The sequence below is a fragment of the Gluconobacter morbifer G707 genome (assembly GCF_000234355.1).
GTDB lineage: Bacteria > Pseudomonadota > Alphaproteobacteria > Acetobacterales > Acetobacteraceae > Gluconobacter > Gluconobacter morbifer.
In genome coordinates this window covers 317,048-333,210 of sequence record NZ_AGQV01000010.1, presented here as the reverse complement: position 1 = coordinate 333,210, position 16,163 = coordinate 317,048, and the positions used below count along the sequence as shown (strand labels likewise).

Sequence of the window (16,163 nt, the reverse complement as noted above, 5' to 3'; positions counted from 1 at the left end):
TTCCCGAAACATAAAAGAATATATATGGGGGTGTTACTGCTGTAAAAATTTCTGAAATCTAACATTTCTTGAAAAAGAAACATGGGTTCTCGGATCGAAACAATGTTATGGGGACTGTGCTTGAAGTTTAATTGTAACAAATTGGCCTTTTCAAGTAAAAGTCATGCCATGCCACGGCAGCCAGCGGCTTCCCGCCTGACTGTGCGTGTGTTGTCCTCTTTGACGGTGGCCGGCCTGTGTGTCTTGTCGGGTCCGTATGGAAGCGCGCGCGCTCAAGATGCGTCGCAGGACGCCCGACGGGAAGTTACCAACCCGGCTTCGGGAGGGGAAACACAGCCTACCCCGACGCCGATGCTGTCCACCACGATTCCGGGCTTTATGGACTCTCCCTATGGCCCACCGTCTTTTGGTGCGCCTTATGGCACGACACACATGTTTGGAAGCTGGGGCGGCATTCAGCCCTGGCTTCAGAAGCGTGGCGTGTATGTCGCAGTCGATATCTACGAGAGCCTTGCCGGGAACGTCACCGGAGGCCGCCACAAGACAGAAACAAACGCCGGTCAGGTCGGTGTGACGCTGGACGTGGACTGGCAGAAACTTCTGGGCGCCGGAAACTGGGCGAAGGATTTCTGGCTGCACATGCTGATGGTCAACGGTCATGGCCGGAACCTCAGCGGAGATATCGGTGATAACGTCACCCAGGCGCAGCAGATCTATGGCGCCCGCGGCAACGTCGTCGCGCATCTTGTCTGGGCGTACGCCGAAAAGGCATGGTTCAACCGAAAGGTGGACTGGGCTATCGGCTGGATGCCGACAGGTACGTTCTTCAACAACTCGCCTTGGGTATGCAGCTTCATGAACGTGTCGCTCTGCGGCAACGTTACGCCCACGAAGTATCTGAATGGCGGACGTGACTGGCCGTCAGGTAATATCGGCACTGTACTCCGCCTCATGCCGACCAAACATCTCTACCTTATGGGGGGGCTGTTCGCGGTTTCTCCCCATTCCTACAATGGTGGCATCTCAGGATGGTCATGGGCGCAGAGCGGTCTGGGCAAGCTTTCCACTGAGGTCGAAGCCGGATGGATCCCTGAATTCGGACGTGACAAACTGATCGGCCATTACAAGGTCGGCGTCATGTATGACAATTCCCGCTATCCTGACCTTTATGATGATGGCTCGGGGCAGGCCTGGGTGCTGACTGGCCGTCGTCCACGTTATCAGAGCGGTCAGACCTCCGTCTGGGTCATGGCCGACCAGATGCTGATCCGCCATGGCGCAGGGCCTATGAACGGACTGGTCCTGGCGGGATATTATTCTTATGCCTCTGGACAGACATCCGCCATGAATCATCATCTGGTCGGCGCTCTGCTTGATACGGGCAAACTCTGGGGACGCCCGCTGGATACCTGGGGCATCGCCTTCCAGTGGATGAACTTCAGCCGCGCTGCAATCCTTCAGCAGGAAGCCTCCTTCAATGCGGGTTTACCGTTCCAGTCTACGAACTTCGGAACACCTCATGGTATTCAGTCCCACGAGAATGCCTATGAACTGTTCTACAGCTTTCACGTGATGAACGGACTGACCGTCCAGCCGGATTTCCAGTATTTCAATCGCCTAGGGGGCACCACGACTTACAAGGATGCAGCCGTGCTCGGCGTGGTGTTCAACGCCCTTCTCTGAGTCTTGTTTCCCGGTGCGGATTTCTGCGGAGAGACTGGGAAAATCCGCAGGGTACCCGGTTCATCAGTAACAGGTCTGCGCTGCCTGCAGGGCCGTATGTAGTTCGGTAAAGATATGCATGCTGCCCAAGACAGGCGTAATATGGTGCCGATCCATATCTGCGCGCAGATAGACACTCACGCGTCCGAACAGAATGGTAATGTGACGTTTCTGAAGCTGTTCGATCAGAATACGAAGATCCTGAGCTGCGGAATAATCAATATCCGTAATCGGACTGGCATCAATCACGATGCACCGGACCGGACTGCCCGCCCCATTGATTAGGGCAAGCAGATCATCGCTGAACCGGTGTGAATTGGCGTAGAACAGGTCGGCGCAGAAACGGAAAACGATCAGCCCGGGGGCGGTTTCCGCACCTGGACGGGCCGGCACGCTTTCCAGCACGGAAGATCCCGGCGCGCGCTGAAGCACCATCGTATGTGGCTCATAACTGTGCCGGACATGACGGAACAGAGAGAGCGCAATGGCGAGAAAAATGCCCTGTTCGACCCCGACCCCTACTACAACGGCCGCTGTCGTTACGGCCAGCCAGAATTCCCCCGGGCTTTCCTGCCGGATGGCCCGCAACCCACGGAGGTCAATCATGCCGATGGCTACGGTAAAGACGATGGCTCCCAGAACGCAGTGCGGCAGGGCCTGAAGAGGCCCGGTCAGGACCATCAGGACAAGGAACGTGACACAGGCAAACGTGATTTGCGCAATCTGCGTGCGCGCTCCGGCCTGCACGGCCATGGCCGTCTGGGTTGGGCTACCATTGACGGTGAAAGTGCCGCTGATGGCCGCTGCCGCATTGGCTGCGGCCAGACCGAGCAGATCTCGGTTCTCGTCATCCGTCTCCTCAAACCGTTCGGCAAAGGCGCGGGATGTTGCTGCGCTCTGTGCAATAATAACAAATACACAGGACGCTGCGACCGGCATAAGCGCCAGAAAATCAGCCCATGAGAGATGTGGCAGCCCAAATCGCGGCAGACCACCTGCAATCGTTCCGAGAACAGGAACACCCCGATGGGGCAGGTCCGCTGCCCTGCTCAGGACAATGCTCCCGATCACGACGAACAGACCAACAGGCAGGTGAGGGGAAAGTCTGCGCCCCGTCAGGATCAGTAGGACTGTCAGGACGGACAGGCCGGCGACCGTTATGTTGACTGAAGAGAGATGGGTAAGTGTCTGTCCCAGCTGCATCAGCGTATTTTGCGCGGTCGAGGGGATATCCAGCATGTCATGCAGCATGGCGATCGAGACCTGAAATCCCACGCCAGTCAGAAAACCCGCCAGAACGGTACGGGAGAGAAAATCCGCAAGGAACCCGAGACGGAACAGCCGCGCAAACAGCAAAAAAATGGCGGAAAGCAGCGCTGTCCCACTGACAAGGGCACTATAATGTGCACTTCCCGGCGCTGCTATCCTGCTAAGTGCGCTGGAGAATATGGCTGCCGTGGCGGAATCCGCAGCCACCACGAGATGTCTGGAAGATCCGAAAGCCGCAAAGGCGATCAGGGGCATCAGAACCGTGTAAAGACCGGTGACGGCAGGCATGGCCGCGATGCGCGTGTAGCCCAGAACCTGTGGAATATTGATGGATGCAAGGGAAACTCCTGCCAGTACGTTACTCCACCAAGGACGGGGTGAGGATGGTTCATCCGGCTCGGTCATGGTCTGCCTGTCCCTGTCGTTTTTTCGGACACAAATCGGTCAGCTGATCCAGGATCATACCTTTTTTCGTCACAATGTCTCGCTTAGTGGAAGTACAGACAGCGGGTATCACGCTGTCATGATACTGAAGTTTTTTGAAATACAAGACGAAAAGGAACAGCAACATGACCCAGCGCGTCGCGCTTGTGACAGGTGGTTCGCGCGGTATTGGTGCGGCCATAGCCCTGAAGCTGGCTGAGGATGGGTATGACATTGCCATTACCTATGCCCGCAATGAGGAGGCTGCGAACAGAGTGGTGGAAAAGGTGACAGCCACAGGCCGGCGGGCTGTCGCCATTCAGGCGGATGGTGCCCGCGTGGAGGACAATCTCGCCGCCGTGACCAGAACCCGCGAACAATTCGGTCGTCTGGATACGCTGGTCTGCAACGCCGGTATCTACCCATATGGCCCGATTGACGAGATGAGCGTCAAACAGATCGAAGATGTCCTCAACCTGAACCTGCGCGCCGCCATGGTCGAAACGTCCGAGGCCGTGAAACATATGGCGTCTGGCGGGCGGTTGATCTTCATCGGCTCCGCTTTCGGAGAGCGTGCACCCTTCCCGGGGATTTCCCTGTATTCCGCCACCAAGGCCGGTCTGATCGGTTTCGTGAAAGGCGTGGCACGTGACCTCGGGCCCCGTGGCATTACGGCAAACGTGGTTGAGCCCGGCCCGATCGCCACGGATCTGAACCCGGACCAAGGCGAGGGAGCCGATTTGATCCGCAGCTTTACCGCAACACGGTCATATGGTTCCGTAGATGACATCGCCCGTGCGGTCTCGTTTCTAGCCAGTCCGGATGCTTCCTACGTCACCGGAGCATCCCTGCTGGTGGATGGCGGTCTCGTCGCCTGATCCGGCACGCTGGTCAAAAAAACGGCGGCTGATCCGGAAAGACCAGCCGTCGCAGGCAGAACGTGACCAGAAAAGCCCGGTCCTGATGGACCAGGCTTTTTTCGTGAGGTTCAGGCCGTTTGGCTGTCCACCTGCGTCTCTTCGTCCAGAGCGTACGGACCAGCTGCGAGAACCTGAACGGAGAGAAGCGCAAGGCTGTTAGGCTCCCGCGATCCAAGGTCCAGAACGGCATTACCCGTTGTCCAGCGGCATGCACCGTCTTCAGGGTTGGCCCAGCCCGACAGTGTCCCGGCGTTGAAATGCTCGTCGAGATGACGGGTTGCACCGGAGTCATAGAGCGATACGTCGCCGACCAAAACGCCAAGGTCACGACGGTCATCCACGAACGGACCTTCCGTTTCAGACGGGCGGAATGTGCGGGAAACCAGCCGCACCTCATGCACGTCGGTCGGGATCATGAAGACTGCGCGATCACCTGCCGTGCGGCTTGGATGGATCACCTGACCCTGAGGCGTGACCAGATGAAGGTCCGCATCATCCGTCAGGGTCGGAGCGGCTTCACGCAGATCGAAACCGGCGGCGACGGCCCGCGCTTCCAGCGTGCGGAAGAGGGGCTCCACTGTTGCACGATCCACCGTCAGTGTGGCTGCGGCATCCTGCTCCCAGCTCTTCTGGCGTCCACCCAGCTGCGCCACGGTACCGTGCTGTGTAAAGCTGCGACGGTTGCCCGTATCCAGATAGCTTTCCGTCAGCATTCCATCCGCCATGATGACGGAATGGTTTTCTGTCTCAATGTGGAAGTAATCGTAAACCGCAATGGAACGGTCATAGAAAATGGAGCGACCATTCACCAGCATCCGCGTCGGTACGAAACCGCCGTCAATGAACAGGCAGTGTTCGGGCGTAACCAGCAGATCCTTATATGGCATGCCTTCGGCAATGGCATCTTTCAGGATATGGACCGGATGTCCGGACTGTGCGGCGGCTCCGCCCTGCGCCTGAACGCGGCGGCTGCCAATCCAGGTGATCCGGCGCGTCACGGGTGCGTCTTCCACCCAGGCCAGCACATCATCCCCGATGCGCAGTTCCTCAATGGCAGTTTCCCCATCCGGCGTGCGGATCATGGTGCCCGGCAGGAAACAGACTTCCTCGCCCTTGCCCAGACGAACGATGGTACTGCCATCGGCGGCCTTGGTCAGATCGGCATGGTAGCCGCTGTAATCGCCAGCCAGATCAAGCGTGTAGCTCTGCCCGTTTTCGGTGACGACCAGCGTGTCGCCCTCGATGGCTGCCTTGGTAACATCCCCGTACTGAAGGCTGTCGATGTCGATGCCACCACCGGCCTGCAGCACTGTTCCGTCGATCTCGCCACCGGCATCAACCGTCAGGAAGGCACCATTCTCAACGACTGTTCCCTTGGCCACGCCACCGGACGTCACTGTCTCGTAGGCATGGTCTTCCAGAACAGTTCCGTCTGTCTCACCGCTGTCGTACTGCAGAGAACCACTGCCGACCGTCGCATCGGTGGCCACACCGCCTGCACTGATAAACTGCTCGCTTCCGCCCTTGACCGTCGCATTGACGGACGATCCCATCACGTAATCCATGCCCTGCTGGTCAAGGATCGTACCGGATGCCACGCCACCGGCGCTGATCGTCTCATGGGCATGACGCGTGATCGTGCTGCCGCTGGTATAACCACCAGACATGACATCGATCTTGCCCAGAGTCGTGGCGCTGTCGTTCAGTGCCACGCCCGATACCCAGTCCTCACCACGGATGATGCTCGCGTTCATCTCCGTGCCGCCAGCCTCGATAGTCTCATAGGCCGGGCCACCATTGATAGCGGTATTAAGCGTCGTCCCACCGGACTGGACGTCAATGTAACCCTTGTATTCCGTTGTGGCGGAGGCAAAACCACCACTCGCGATCGTGACGGTACCGCCCGTGATTGTTGTATCGCTGAGTGCGCCAGCGTCTGTGACCGTGCCGCCGCTGACAGCCGTATTGATGTCCATGCCGCCAGCGCTGATCGCAACGGAGCCGCTCTTCACTGTTGTTCCAGCACCGAACCCGCCGTTCTCGACGTCGACCCGGCCACCGTTGACCGTAAGATTGTCGGTGCGGCCGCCGGACTGGACGTCTTCAAGACCACCAGTACTCACAATGGCCGATTCGGAAACGCCGCCCTGGGTCGTCCTCTCGATGCCGCCATTCCCGATCTGCGTGTTCAGGGAGACGCCATCAGACGAAACGATTTCCGTGCCACCGCTGTTCAGCTTCGTTCCCATCGTGATGCCGGCATCATACTGCGTGGCACCCGTGTCTAGCGTGGCGTCATTTACCATGCCGCTGGCGCTGACAACCTGAATGCTGTTGGTGGACAGTGTCGCGTCATTCGACGTACCCGCCACGAACTGCATGCCCTGATAAGCTAGGTGGGAGCCTGTGGAGACGCCCCCGGCGCTGACATATTCGTGGCCGTGTGTCTGAACGGACGTATCTGTGGCCGACGCGCCTGAGCCGATATGCAGCTCACCTACACCAGCCAGCGTATCGCCAATCGCGGTACCATCCAACCATTCCTTGGCGCCTGCCTCAATCGTGGTCCCGGAGTCCGTACCACCTGCCAGAACATGCTGGAACGCCGTGCGCCCGCTCAGAATGGCATCACTCGTTGTTCCTCCTTCAAGAGAGGTGCCGCTGATGGTTCCACCATTTGCCACGACCAGCGTGTCACCGCTGGAAACAGTCGTGCCGCTTGAGAGAATACCTGAAGATACCGTCTGATTGCTCATGTGGGTTTATCCGCCAGAGATGCTTAACAATTACTTAACATGCAGAGATTGGAAAAAATTAACAACGCGTTTTTTGGAATTTTTACAAAATGTGGCGGATTTCACGGATATCTGACATCTCATCGTTTCTGGCAGAAAGAGCATTCCATCATTCAGATCATGGGACATGACATGACCGCACCTGTTACGCTCTATGGCATCAGAAGCTGCGACACGATGCGAAAAGCTCGTGCGTGGCTGGACGATCACGGTGTTGCCTATGTTTTTCACGATTACCGCAAGGATGGCGTTCCGGAAGAGCACCTGAAGCGTTGGGTAGACCAGCTAGGGTGGAAAGCTCTGCTCAACCAGTCAGGGACCACTTTCAGGCGCCTTCCTCAGGAGAAAAAAGGTAGCCTGACAGCAGAAAAAGCCATGACCCTGATGCTGGAACAGCCCGCCATGATCCGTCGCCCGGTTCTGGAGCGACCGGGGGCTGCTCCGATCACGGGCTTCAAACCGGAACTTTACGAAAGGATCTTTGCTTCAGGAGTCTGATGGACGCTTTACTAACGTGGAATATTCAGGATAACTGCTGAAGGTAAGAAATAGTTTGTCAATGTAACTCTGGCAGTATTCATGCCCCCATCACATCGTCGGGAAACGATGCATTGTGATCGCACTCGGGTGGTGTCAGGGGTTTGCCTCCGTCGAGACGACGATAACATCCGTTTCATCTTAGGAAACGGAGATCAGTCCGGACCGGTCACTGGTTTTTCGTGAATTCTGGGGTGTCTGTTCTAAAGAACATGCGTCCCTGCTGCTCGATGGATTTGCACGCCATGCCCCGGAAATTTCGGCCTGAACTCTGTTTTCGGGTTCTGAAAACATGCTGTCTGCCCGTGATTCTGTACTGTTCGACAGCCTCTCTGCAGGCTTCCGACATCGCACTCGCCATTATCGGTCCCCATGAATACGATCTTCCGGTGGACTACAAACCGTTCAACGTCCTCGTCCAGTACGGAGATGGCAACGCTGCGGGTAATAGTTATGACAGCCAGGGAAGCCGGCAGCCGCGGGGCGGAAGTCATACGTGGTCCGGCATGACCAAATATGTCCATTTCCGTACTTTTGATGCCATTCCCCATGTGGGGTTCGCTTTTGAGCTCATTCAGGCTGAAAGTTTCGCGCTTGCAAACGGGACCAACTACGGCGGCCTCGGCACGACAATTGTTGGCCCTGCCGCCTGGTTTAAGCCCAACAAGCACAGTACCCTCGGCATCCAGACCTTCATGGAAACACCGTCCGGCACCCGGGATTCCCTCTCTTCTGGGTACTGGGCCAATCTCTCCAGCATCATTTTCGATTATGAATGGAAGCATTTCAGTTTTGACGGCGATCTGGGCAGCGTCGTCGGTTCCACGAAACACAAGACTGGAGAACACAGCTATTCGCCAGGCAATGTCTTCTACACAAATTTGAGATTCAGCTGGAAAGCGACCCAGCGCATCGAACCATTTTTTGCTCTGGACTGGCAGAATACCGGCGGCATGCACGACAACACGTCGAACCTCTGGGTCGCAGATTCCAGCGGGCGGGAAATCGCACTTGGACTGGGAGCAATGATCTTCATCACGAAGGATTTTTCCCTGACCACCCGTTATTCCCATTCTGTGGATGGCCGCAATGTTCCCGAGACAAACGCCTATTACATGAAGTTCGTCTATACGTGGTGAGTTTGCGTCATGCGGGAGCGCCGGCCTCCCGTTTTTTCGAGAGGCCGGCGCTCCCGCATGACAGACTGCTTCAGAAATTCGCGTTGATCCGACCGTAGTAATAACCGCCATACATCGGAACCTGTGCGGAATCGCCATCGTAAGGTGACGCACCCAGACTGTTGGCGATTGCAGGGATCTTTCTCGGACGGACATTGAAGATATCGTTCGCGCCGACAGCGATATGCCAGTTCTCGTTGAAGCGATATCCGATCTCAAGATCCGTCAGCCAGCGAGGTGTGTTCTTGAACTGCTGGAAGCAGGTGTTGGAATACTGTTTGCCGCTGCCATCGGGGCAGGTCGCGGCGGATGGTGTCCAGTCCTCGTAAGTCAGCATGCTGGTCGTCTCGCCGTAACGGGTCTGCCGGATGTTGACGTCCCAGTTCTTGTAAGACCAGTAAGCATTCAGGATAATCTTGCTGCGCGGATAAGCCGAGGTGATGGAGGCAATATTCTGTTCCGTCAGCAGGGCCGATCCGTTACTGCCGATCCCGTTGTGGTGCAGGCGGGTACGGTTCAGATCCAGCGCCATGGAGAGCGTCAGATTGCCGTATTTGTGGAGCCGGAACATGTAGTCGCTCTTGATGTCCAGCCCCTGGGTTCGCGTGCTGGCCCCGTTGGCGAAATAATATGCCGTGACGTTTTGATTGTCCGCACCACTCAGATTGCTGGGTAGCGCGATGCCAAGGGATTCGATCGCGTCCACGGCGGCAAGCCCGTTGGTCGTTCCACCCGCCACGATCCGGTCACGGATGTTGATCTGATAGACGTCCGTCTCGATATGCCAGCCCGTTACCGGCTCCAGAACGATGCCACCGCTCGCACTGGTAGAGCGCTCGGGCTTCAGTGGAGATGCCCCGAGGCTCCGTGCCGCAGCCGAATCAACCGGCAGCAGTCCGCCAGCCCCGTTGGGAGCGACGTTCAGCGCACTGAAATGCTGTTCGGCTAGTGTTGGGGCGCGGAAGCCGTTCGTAATCGTTCCGCGGATGCCAATACGTTTGGTAAAGTCATACCGCGTCGAGATTTTGCCGTTCTCGGTGTTGCCGACGTCCGTGTAATGTTCGAAACGGCCAGCGAAATCGACTTCCCATTTTTTGGTAAAGTGGAAGTCTCCATCTAGATAGGCTGCCCAGATGTCCCGCCACCAGGTTCCCGCATCCTGCGGTGTCAGACCAGCATAGCCCTGCGTTCCGCCCATTTCGTAGGATGCCGGATTGCCCGCGACGATCTGGTATCCTTCAAGGCGATGCTGTCCGCCGAAAGCCAGCGTCATGGGAACTGTATTGGCGATGTTGAAGTGGCGGCGGAAATCAAGGCTGTTGGTCCATTGGGACATTGTATAGCTCTCGGCCCGTGCCTTGGTCGGAGACCACCCATAGGTGGCGTAATAGTTCGGGTTGACGGTATTTTTATTGCCGACCTTGTCCGTGTCCTCGCCATAAACGGTACTGAGATCCCAGTCGAAGCCGAAGACATTTCCCTTCAGACCCAGGAGAGCGGCAAAGTCGTTCTCTTCGATGGTTTCGATCGGGGTGAAGCCCTCCGGATAATATTCGGGCATGATGTCCGGCGTGCGGTAGTTTTCATAAGCTTCCGAGTGCCGGTGCGCGTATGTGATCTGCCCGTAGAAATTCACTTTCTCTGTGATGGGCTTTCCGAAGTCGATCATGAGGTTCTCGCGCGTTTCTTCCGGCGTACTCATGATCTTGTTGCTGGTGGCAGGCGGCTGATATCCACCTGCCGGAGCAGTATAAAGTTCATTGGCGACACCCGCTGGCGTGTAACCGACAAGACGGTGGTCACTGACATTTTTCGTGATGAAGTGGTCCGTATGCGTTTCCTGCCCACTGATGTGGATGTAGCCATCATTCCCGAGCTTCAGCCCGCCATCGGCATTGACCTGATACTGCCAGCCATCCCCGTTATAGGCATTTGCTCCCGTTTGGGCACTCACGTTCAGCCCATGAGATGTCTTCTTCGTGATGATGTTGACCACGCCGGCAATCGCGTCCGACCCGTACATGGCTGCCGCACCGTCTTCGAGAACCTCGATATGATCGATGGCGTTGGCAGGGATCATGTTCAGATCAACAGGCGTCGCGCCAAACTGGGGTCCGCTGTCGGCGTAAATATTCGCAGTAGTATGGCGTCGCTTGCCGTCCACCAGAACGAGGACTTGATTGGGGTTGAGGCCGCGCATCCGGATGGAGGAGGTCAGCGCTCCCGCATCCGAGCCCATGGCCGAGACATTGATCTGGGCGTAAGTCCGGGTCAGTGCATCGGCCAGGTTGACCATACCAGAATGACGCAGGGTGGCAGCAGTCACGACCGTCACGGGCGAAACACTCTGCCGGGCGTGACGGTTGCTGGCATGTGTCCCTGTCACGATCATGGCTTCGTTGCCCGAGGGAGGCTCTGCCGTGGAATGACGGCGTGCCGCTGGGGCTGCTGTTCTGTGTGTTGCGCCTCTTGGCGCACGGGATGTGTGAGGCGTTGCGGGAGAGGGATGATGAGAATGGGAAGCCGCCGGGGTATCTCCTTCCGCAAAGGCAGATGTATAAGTTAGTGACGCGAGGGTCGTGGCAATGAAAAGCTGGCGGCGAAGCTGCATGGCAATCCTTCCTGGCTGGAAGAAAAACAATTCCATATCTGTAATGGAATAGAAGAGATTTATTTCATCAATCAGTCGTAAATAATCCGCAATGTTGCACGAATGACACTAAAATGTTTTGACTGTTACGTGTGTCCTGTCAAAAGAACACTTCGGGCCTGCTTTCGCCGGAAAAGTCCGAGTCAGATTGTCCCGTCAGCCAAGGATGCCCGCACCAGACGGCACGCCGCCAGATCCCATGCCGCACAGCCGACGCTCTTGAAGAAAACCGGCCTGGAAACGGGTCGTTGTGTTTGCAGCATCTCTGCCAGAGATCGTACTTGCTTCCAGTCCGTGCCTGCCTGAATGAAATCTCCGGCCTCGGAAGGGGCGCCCACCGGATCATCGACGATGAGGAGGCTTCCTTCCGGCCACGATCATCGGCCCTACTTCCACCATATCCGGGCGGTACGCCCCGACCCCGATAACAAGCCGCTTCGGCGAAGGCTGCGCATCAAACAGCACATCGCGACTGCTCGTCACGGTAATGACCACATCATGATCCGTAAACGCCGGATCATCTGCTGCCAGCGTGAGAGCGGGGCAGGGGATTGTCGTCAGAAGGGCCTTCACCCGTTCGGGCGAGCGGCCGCGGACATCAACTCGCAGTCCGGGATGAAGCGTGTTCAGCGCTTCCAGATGAACCCGTGCCTGTGCACCGGTTCCAATCAGCCCCCTGGATGGTAGGCAGACCACGCGTCCTGTTTTCATCAAGAATGGTCAGCAGCTTGGTGGCCAGAAGATCGGGCGCCATGACCGGCATGGATATCAACTGCCCGGAACGACCGGGAAGTGACAGGATAGTCCGTGCCGGACAGAGGATCTGTCCGGCCTGATAGTCGAGCAACGTTGCACGCAGCATGTCCACCAGCGGCTGAAACGGCAGAAGGCGCGCAGTTTCAGCCGCCGTGAAAGTTTTCATCCCTGTTCCTATGCAATCGTCAGGAGGCTTGCATTCCCGCCTGCGGCTGCCGTGTTTGTGCTGATGACCTTCTCTTTGAGCACCCATTCCGGTCGTATCGGACTTCCGGCATCCATAAGATGGACGGAGACGACAACCCCTGAGCGGGAGAGCGTCCTGCGGGCCTGTTCCGCCATCTGCTGCTCGTCAAAGGATGACAGGATGATCCTGCAGTCCTCGGCTTTCCCGCCCTGGACACGGCGGACATGCAGCGCCATGCGTGGCGGAAGATCCTTCACCCAGTTCGCAGCCGCATTCGGCCCCTGGACAAACGCCACATTCCCCGCACTCAGAGCCAGTCCAACCGCCCGGAGCAACATTGCCTTGTCGCTGGCAATGCACAGGACCCCGCCTCGGGGCAGGAGGGTATACCGGTTGCTTTCTCCTACGGGGCCCGGCAGGTCGCGCACTGTGCCAGACAGTCCATGCAGCATGTCCGGGGCGAGTTTCTGATAGAGCGGCAGGTCGCGGTGCAGCAGCCAGGACAGGAACGTCCTGGCCGGCTCAGGCAGATCGCCACGGTTCCATCCGGCATGGGGAAGGGCGCTCGCCATCAGGCGACGCAGGATCAGCGGCCCTCCCGCTTTCGGACCCGTGCCGGAAAGCTTTTCCCCACCGAAAGGCTGGCTGCCCACGACGGCCCCGACCATATTGCGGTTCACGTACAGATTTCCGGCCTGGACCCGTCCCGTGATGGACTGCGCTCGGCTCTCGATCCGCGTATGCAGTCCGAAGGTAAGGCCATAGCCGGAATGGTTGATGGTCTGGATCAGGCGTTCAAGATTGCAGGCCGGAAACCGCAGAACATGCAGGACAGGCCCAAAGACTTCTCCGCGCAACTGCCCCAGTCCAGTGATTTCAATAAGTGTTGGCGCCACGAATGTTCCGTCCGCTTGGGTTCCAGATAGTGACAGGGACTGAACGGAACGGCCATTGCTGCGCATGTCCGCAATATAGGACAACAGACCCTCGTGCGATTTTTGCGAAATGACGGGGCCTATATCCGTTTCCAGCAGGGCTGGATTGCCGATGCGTAGTTCTTCCATCGCTCCGCGCAGCATGGTCAGAACCTGATCTGCGCAGTCTTCCTGCACGCAGAGTACACGCAGCGCGGAACAACGTTGCCCTGCACTGTCGAACGCCGAGGCCAGCACATCCGTCACCACCTGCTCAGGCAGGGCGGAACTGTCCACGATCATGGCATTCTGCCCGCCTGTTTCCGCAATCAGCGGCACAGGCTGCCCATCTGTTCCGGTTCGTCCCGCCAGTGTTTCGGCAATCTTCTCCGCAACGGCGGTCGATCCCGTGAACAGGACGCCGGCGATGCGCTCGTCCTCCACAAGGGCCGCGCCGGTCAGGCCATCGCCAGGGACGACGCGCAGGACGGATTTCGGAATCCCGGCTTCCTGAAGCAGTTCCACGGCGCGCAGCGCAATGAACGGTGTTTCTGGTGCAGGTTTGGCAATGACCGTGTTCCCCGTAGCCAGTGCGGCGGCAACCTGTCCCACAAAAATCGCCAGCGGGAAGTTCCAGGGGCTGATGCAGGCCATGACGCCCAGGGAAGCCACTGGCCCCTGCGCGGCGAGCTCACGAGCCTGCACGGCATAATAGCGCAGAAAATCCACGGCTTCGCGGACTTCGCTGACAGCATTGGCATAGGTCTTGCCTGCTTCCCGCACCAGAAGCGCCACGAGTTCAGGGTGATGATCTTCCAGCAGATCCGCTGCACGGTCGAGCCTGTCGCTTCGGTCGGAAACTTCCAGACCGGCCCAGCCCGACAGGCCCCGTACGGCGATGGCGATCGCCCGGCGGATATCCGTCTCCGTCCCCAGCGTGACGGTTCCGATCCGGTCACTGGGATCGGCAGGGTTGATGATCGTCTGTGCCTCGCCCGAACAGCCGAGGTTCTCCCGTTCGGAAGCGGTGGATTGCGCTACGGCTTTGGCCAGCGTCATTACGGTCTGTTCGTCCGTCAGATCCGTACCGGCTGAATTGCGTCGTTCCGGAGCAAACAGGTCACAGGGTAGCGCAATACCCGGATGGGAAGCACCCGGCGGCTGAACCGCATGCGCGAGCGCGACCGGATCGGCAATGACCTGTTCAACGTCCACATCCCGCGCGTTGATCTGATGCAGAAAAGATGAATTGGCCCCATTCTCAAGCAGACGGCGCACCAGATAGGGCAGGAGCGTTTCATGGGATCCAACCGGCGCATAGATCCGGCAGGGACGTTTCAGTTTTTCCGGCCCGACAATCTCTTCATAAAGTGTTTCTCCCATGCCGTGCAGACACTGGAATTCATAATCCCCGGGCTGGAAATTCAGCCCTGCCAGCGTATAGATTGTCGCGACCGTGCGGGCATTATGTGTAGCAAACTGGGGAAAAACTACGTCCCGGGACGCAAGCAGCCTTTTCGCGCAGGCGATATAGCTGACATCCGTGTAGCATTTGCGGGTGAAGACCGGGAAATCCGCCTGCCCCTCGACCTGCGTCCTCTTGATCTCGCTGTCCCAGTAAGCCCCCTTGACCAGCCGGATCATGAGCCGGTGCTTCGTCCGCTGCGCCAGATCCACGAGGAAATCCACGACTTTCCGTGCCCGGCGTCCATAAGCCTGAACGACAAACCCGATCCCGTTCCAGCCTTCCAGTTCCGGGCAGTGGCAGAGGTCTTCCAGAAGATCGAGCGAAAGATCCAGCCGTTCGCTTTCTTCCGCGTCAATGGTCAGGCCGATATTGAAGCTGCGGGCACGGGTCGCGAGATAACGCAGCGTCTCACCCAGTTCCGTCATGACCCGTTCACGCTGGGCAAAGACATAACGCGGATGGAGGGCCGAAAGCTTGATGGAAACGCCCGGCCGCTCATGCAGGGCCACGCCACGGGCGGTTTCACCCACGACCTCGATCGCCCGCTCATAATCCACGCGATAACGCAGCGCATCGGCCGCCGTCATCGCTGCTTCTCCCAGCATGTCGTAGGAATAGGTAAAGCCGCGGTTCTCCAAGGCAAGACTGTTGCGCCGGGCTTCCCTGATCGTCTCTCCCGTGACGAACTGGTTCCCCATCATCCGCATCGCCACATCGAGCGCTTCGCGTATGAGAGGCTGTCCGCCGCGCCCGATCAGGCCCAGCAGCGTGCCTGCCAACCCCTTTCCACCATCCCGCGTCAGATGGTCCGTGAGCTTCAGTCCCCAGGATGCCGCATTCGTGAACAGGGAGCGGCCATTTCCGACATGGGCCAGCCAGTCGCCATTGCCGATCCTGTCCCGGATCAGCGCATCGCGCGTGGCAGCATCCGGAATGCGGAGCAGAGCTTCAGCCAGCCCCATCAGGGCCACGCCTTCCGCTGAGGAAAGGGAGAATTCCTGCACCAGCGCCTCGACACCCACCGGTCGTTTCTTTGCCCGTACCCCCGCCGTCAGCTGGCGGGCGAGGGCATGAGTGTCGGCCTGCTGCGTGTCAGTCAGGGTTGCTTCATCGATCAGGGGAAGAATGCATTCGGCTTCCGGTCGTCGCCGGTCAGCATCAATGGCCTGACGGAGGGAGGAACGGGACGGATAGGACGGCAGCGTAAAAGACATGGACTCGACCTCGGACGCGTCGTGTGCAGATCAGGGGATCGAAATCCCGCTTTATCTTCGCATAGTCTCATCTGTCGGCCTGAACAATACACACCCCTTTTCCTCAGATGCTTTCTTTCCCTCTGTGGCT

At 58.1% G+C, this 16,163-nt stretch carries 10 protein-coding genes; 4 read left to right on the top strand and 6 right to left on the bottom strand.

The window, feature by feature from the left end:
- Nucleotides 1–168: 168 nt before the first annotated feature.
- Nucleotides 169–1,683: a carbohydrate porin gene (locus GMO_RS11720; protein ID WP_139064455.1), complete on the top strand. Its 1,515-nt coding sequence runs from the start codon at nt 169–171 to the stop codon at nt 1,681–1,683.
- A gap of 63 nt (nt 1,684–1,746) precedes the next feature.
- Here GMO_RS11720 and GMO_RS11715 read toward each other — a convergent pair whose 3' ends face one another.
- Nucleotides 1,747–3,396 carry a SulP family inorganic anion transporter gene (locus GMO_RS11715; protein ID WP_008852634.1) on the bottom strand — a complete coding sequence of 550 codons (1,650 nt, stop codon included), beginning with the start codon at nt 3,394–3,396 and terminating at the stop codon, nt 1,747–1,749.
- 164 nt (nt 3,397–3,560) lie between these two features.
- Between GMO_RS11715 and GMO_RS11705 the strand changes: the two genes are divergently transcribed.
- Nucleotides 3,561–4,292: an SDR family NAD(P)-dependent oxidoreductase gene (locus tag GMO_RS11705; protein WP_040509435.1), complete on the top strand. Its 732-nt coding sequence runs from the start codon at nt 3,561–3,563 to the stop codon at nt 4,290–4,292.
- A 110-nt stretch (nt 4,293–4,402) separates the two neighbouring features.
- Here GMO_RS11705 and GMO_RS11700 read toward each other — a convergent pair whose 3' ends face one another.
- Nucleotides 4,403–7,090, bottom strand: coding sequence for a Hint domain-containing protein (locus tag GMO_RS11700; protein ID WP_008852632.1), 2,688 nt, complete (start codon nt 7,088–7,090; stop codon nt 4,403–4,405).
- Nucleotides 7,091–7,261: 171 nt separating this feature from the next.
- Between GMO_RS11700 and GMO_RS11695 the strand changes: the two genes are divergently transcribed.
- A complete protein-coding gene (locus tag GMO_RS11695) occupies nt 7,262–7,627 on the top strand; it encodes an ArsC family reductase (RefSeq protein WP_040509534.1) in 366 nt (121 codons plus the stop codon).
- Nucleotides 7,628–7,971: 344 nt separating this feature from the next.
- Nucleotides 7,972–8,805 (top strand): transporter, encoded by an 834-nt coding sequence (locus GMO_RS11690; protein ID WP_245528485.1) that lies wholly within the window; start codon nt 7,972–7,974, stop codon nt 8,803–8,805.
- A gap of 70 nt (nt 8,806–8,875) precedes the next feature.
- Here GMO_RS11690 and GMO_RS11685 read toward each other — a convergent pair whose 3' ends face one another.
- From GMO_RS11685 to putA, 4 genes are all read right to left on the bottom strand, one after another.
- Nucleotides 8,876–11,455, bottom strand: coding sequence for a TonB-dependent receptor plug domain-containing protein (locus GMO_RS11685; protein ID WP_040509433.1), 2,580 nt, complete (start codon nt 11,453–11,455; stop codon nt 8,876–8,878).
- A gap of 381 nt (nt 11,456–11,836) precedes the next feature.
- Nucleotides 11,837–12,205, bottom strand: a complete 369-nt coding sequence (locus GMO_RS14915; protein WP_342632843.1) for a Rossmann-fold NAD(P)-binding domain-containing protein — start codon at nt 12,203–12,205, stop codon at nt 11,837–11,839.
- A complete protein-coding gene (locus tag GMO_RS14910) occupies nt 12,093–12,416 on the bottom strand; it encodes a Rossmann-fold NAD(P)-binding domain-containing protein (protein WP_008852624.1) in 324 nt (107 codons plus the stop codon). Before GMO_RS14910 ends, GMO_RS14915 begins: the two co-directional genes overlap by 113 nt.
- Nucleotides 12,417–12,424: 8 nt before the next feature.
- The gene (gene putA, locus GMO_RS11675) at nt 12,425–16,033 is read right to left on the bottom strand and encodes a bifunctional proline dehydrogenase/L-glutamate gamma-semialdehyde dehydrogenase PutA (protein ID WP_008852623.1); all 3,609 of its coding nucleotides are present in this window, start codon (nt 16,031–16,033) and stop codon (nt 12,425–12,427) included.
- Between the last annotated feature and the right edge of the window lie 130 nt (nt 16,034–16,163).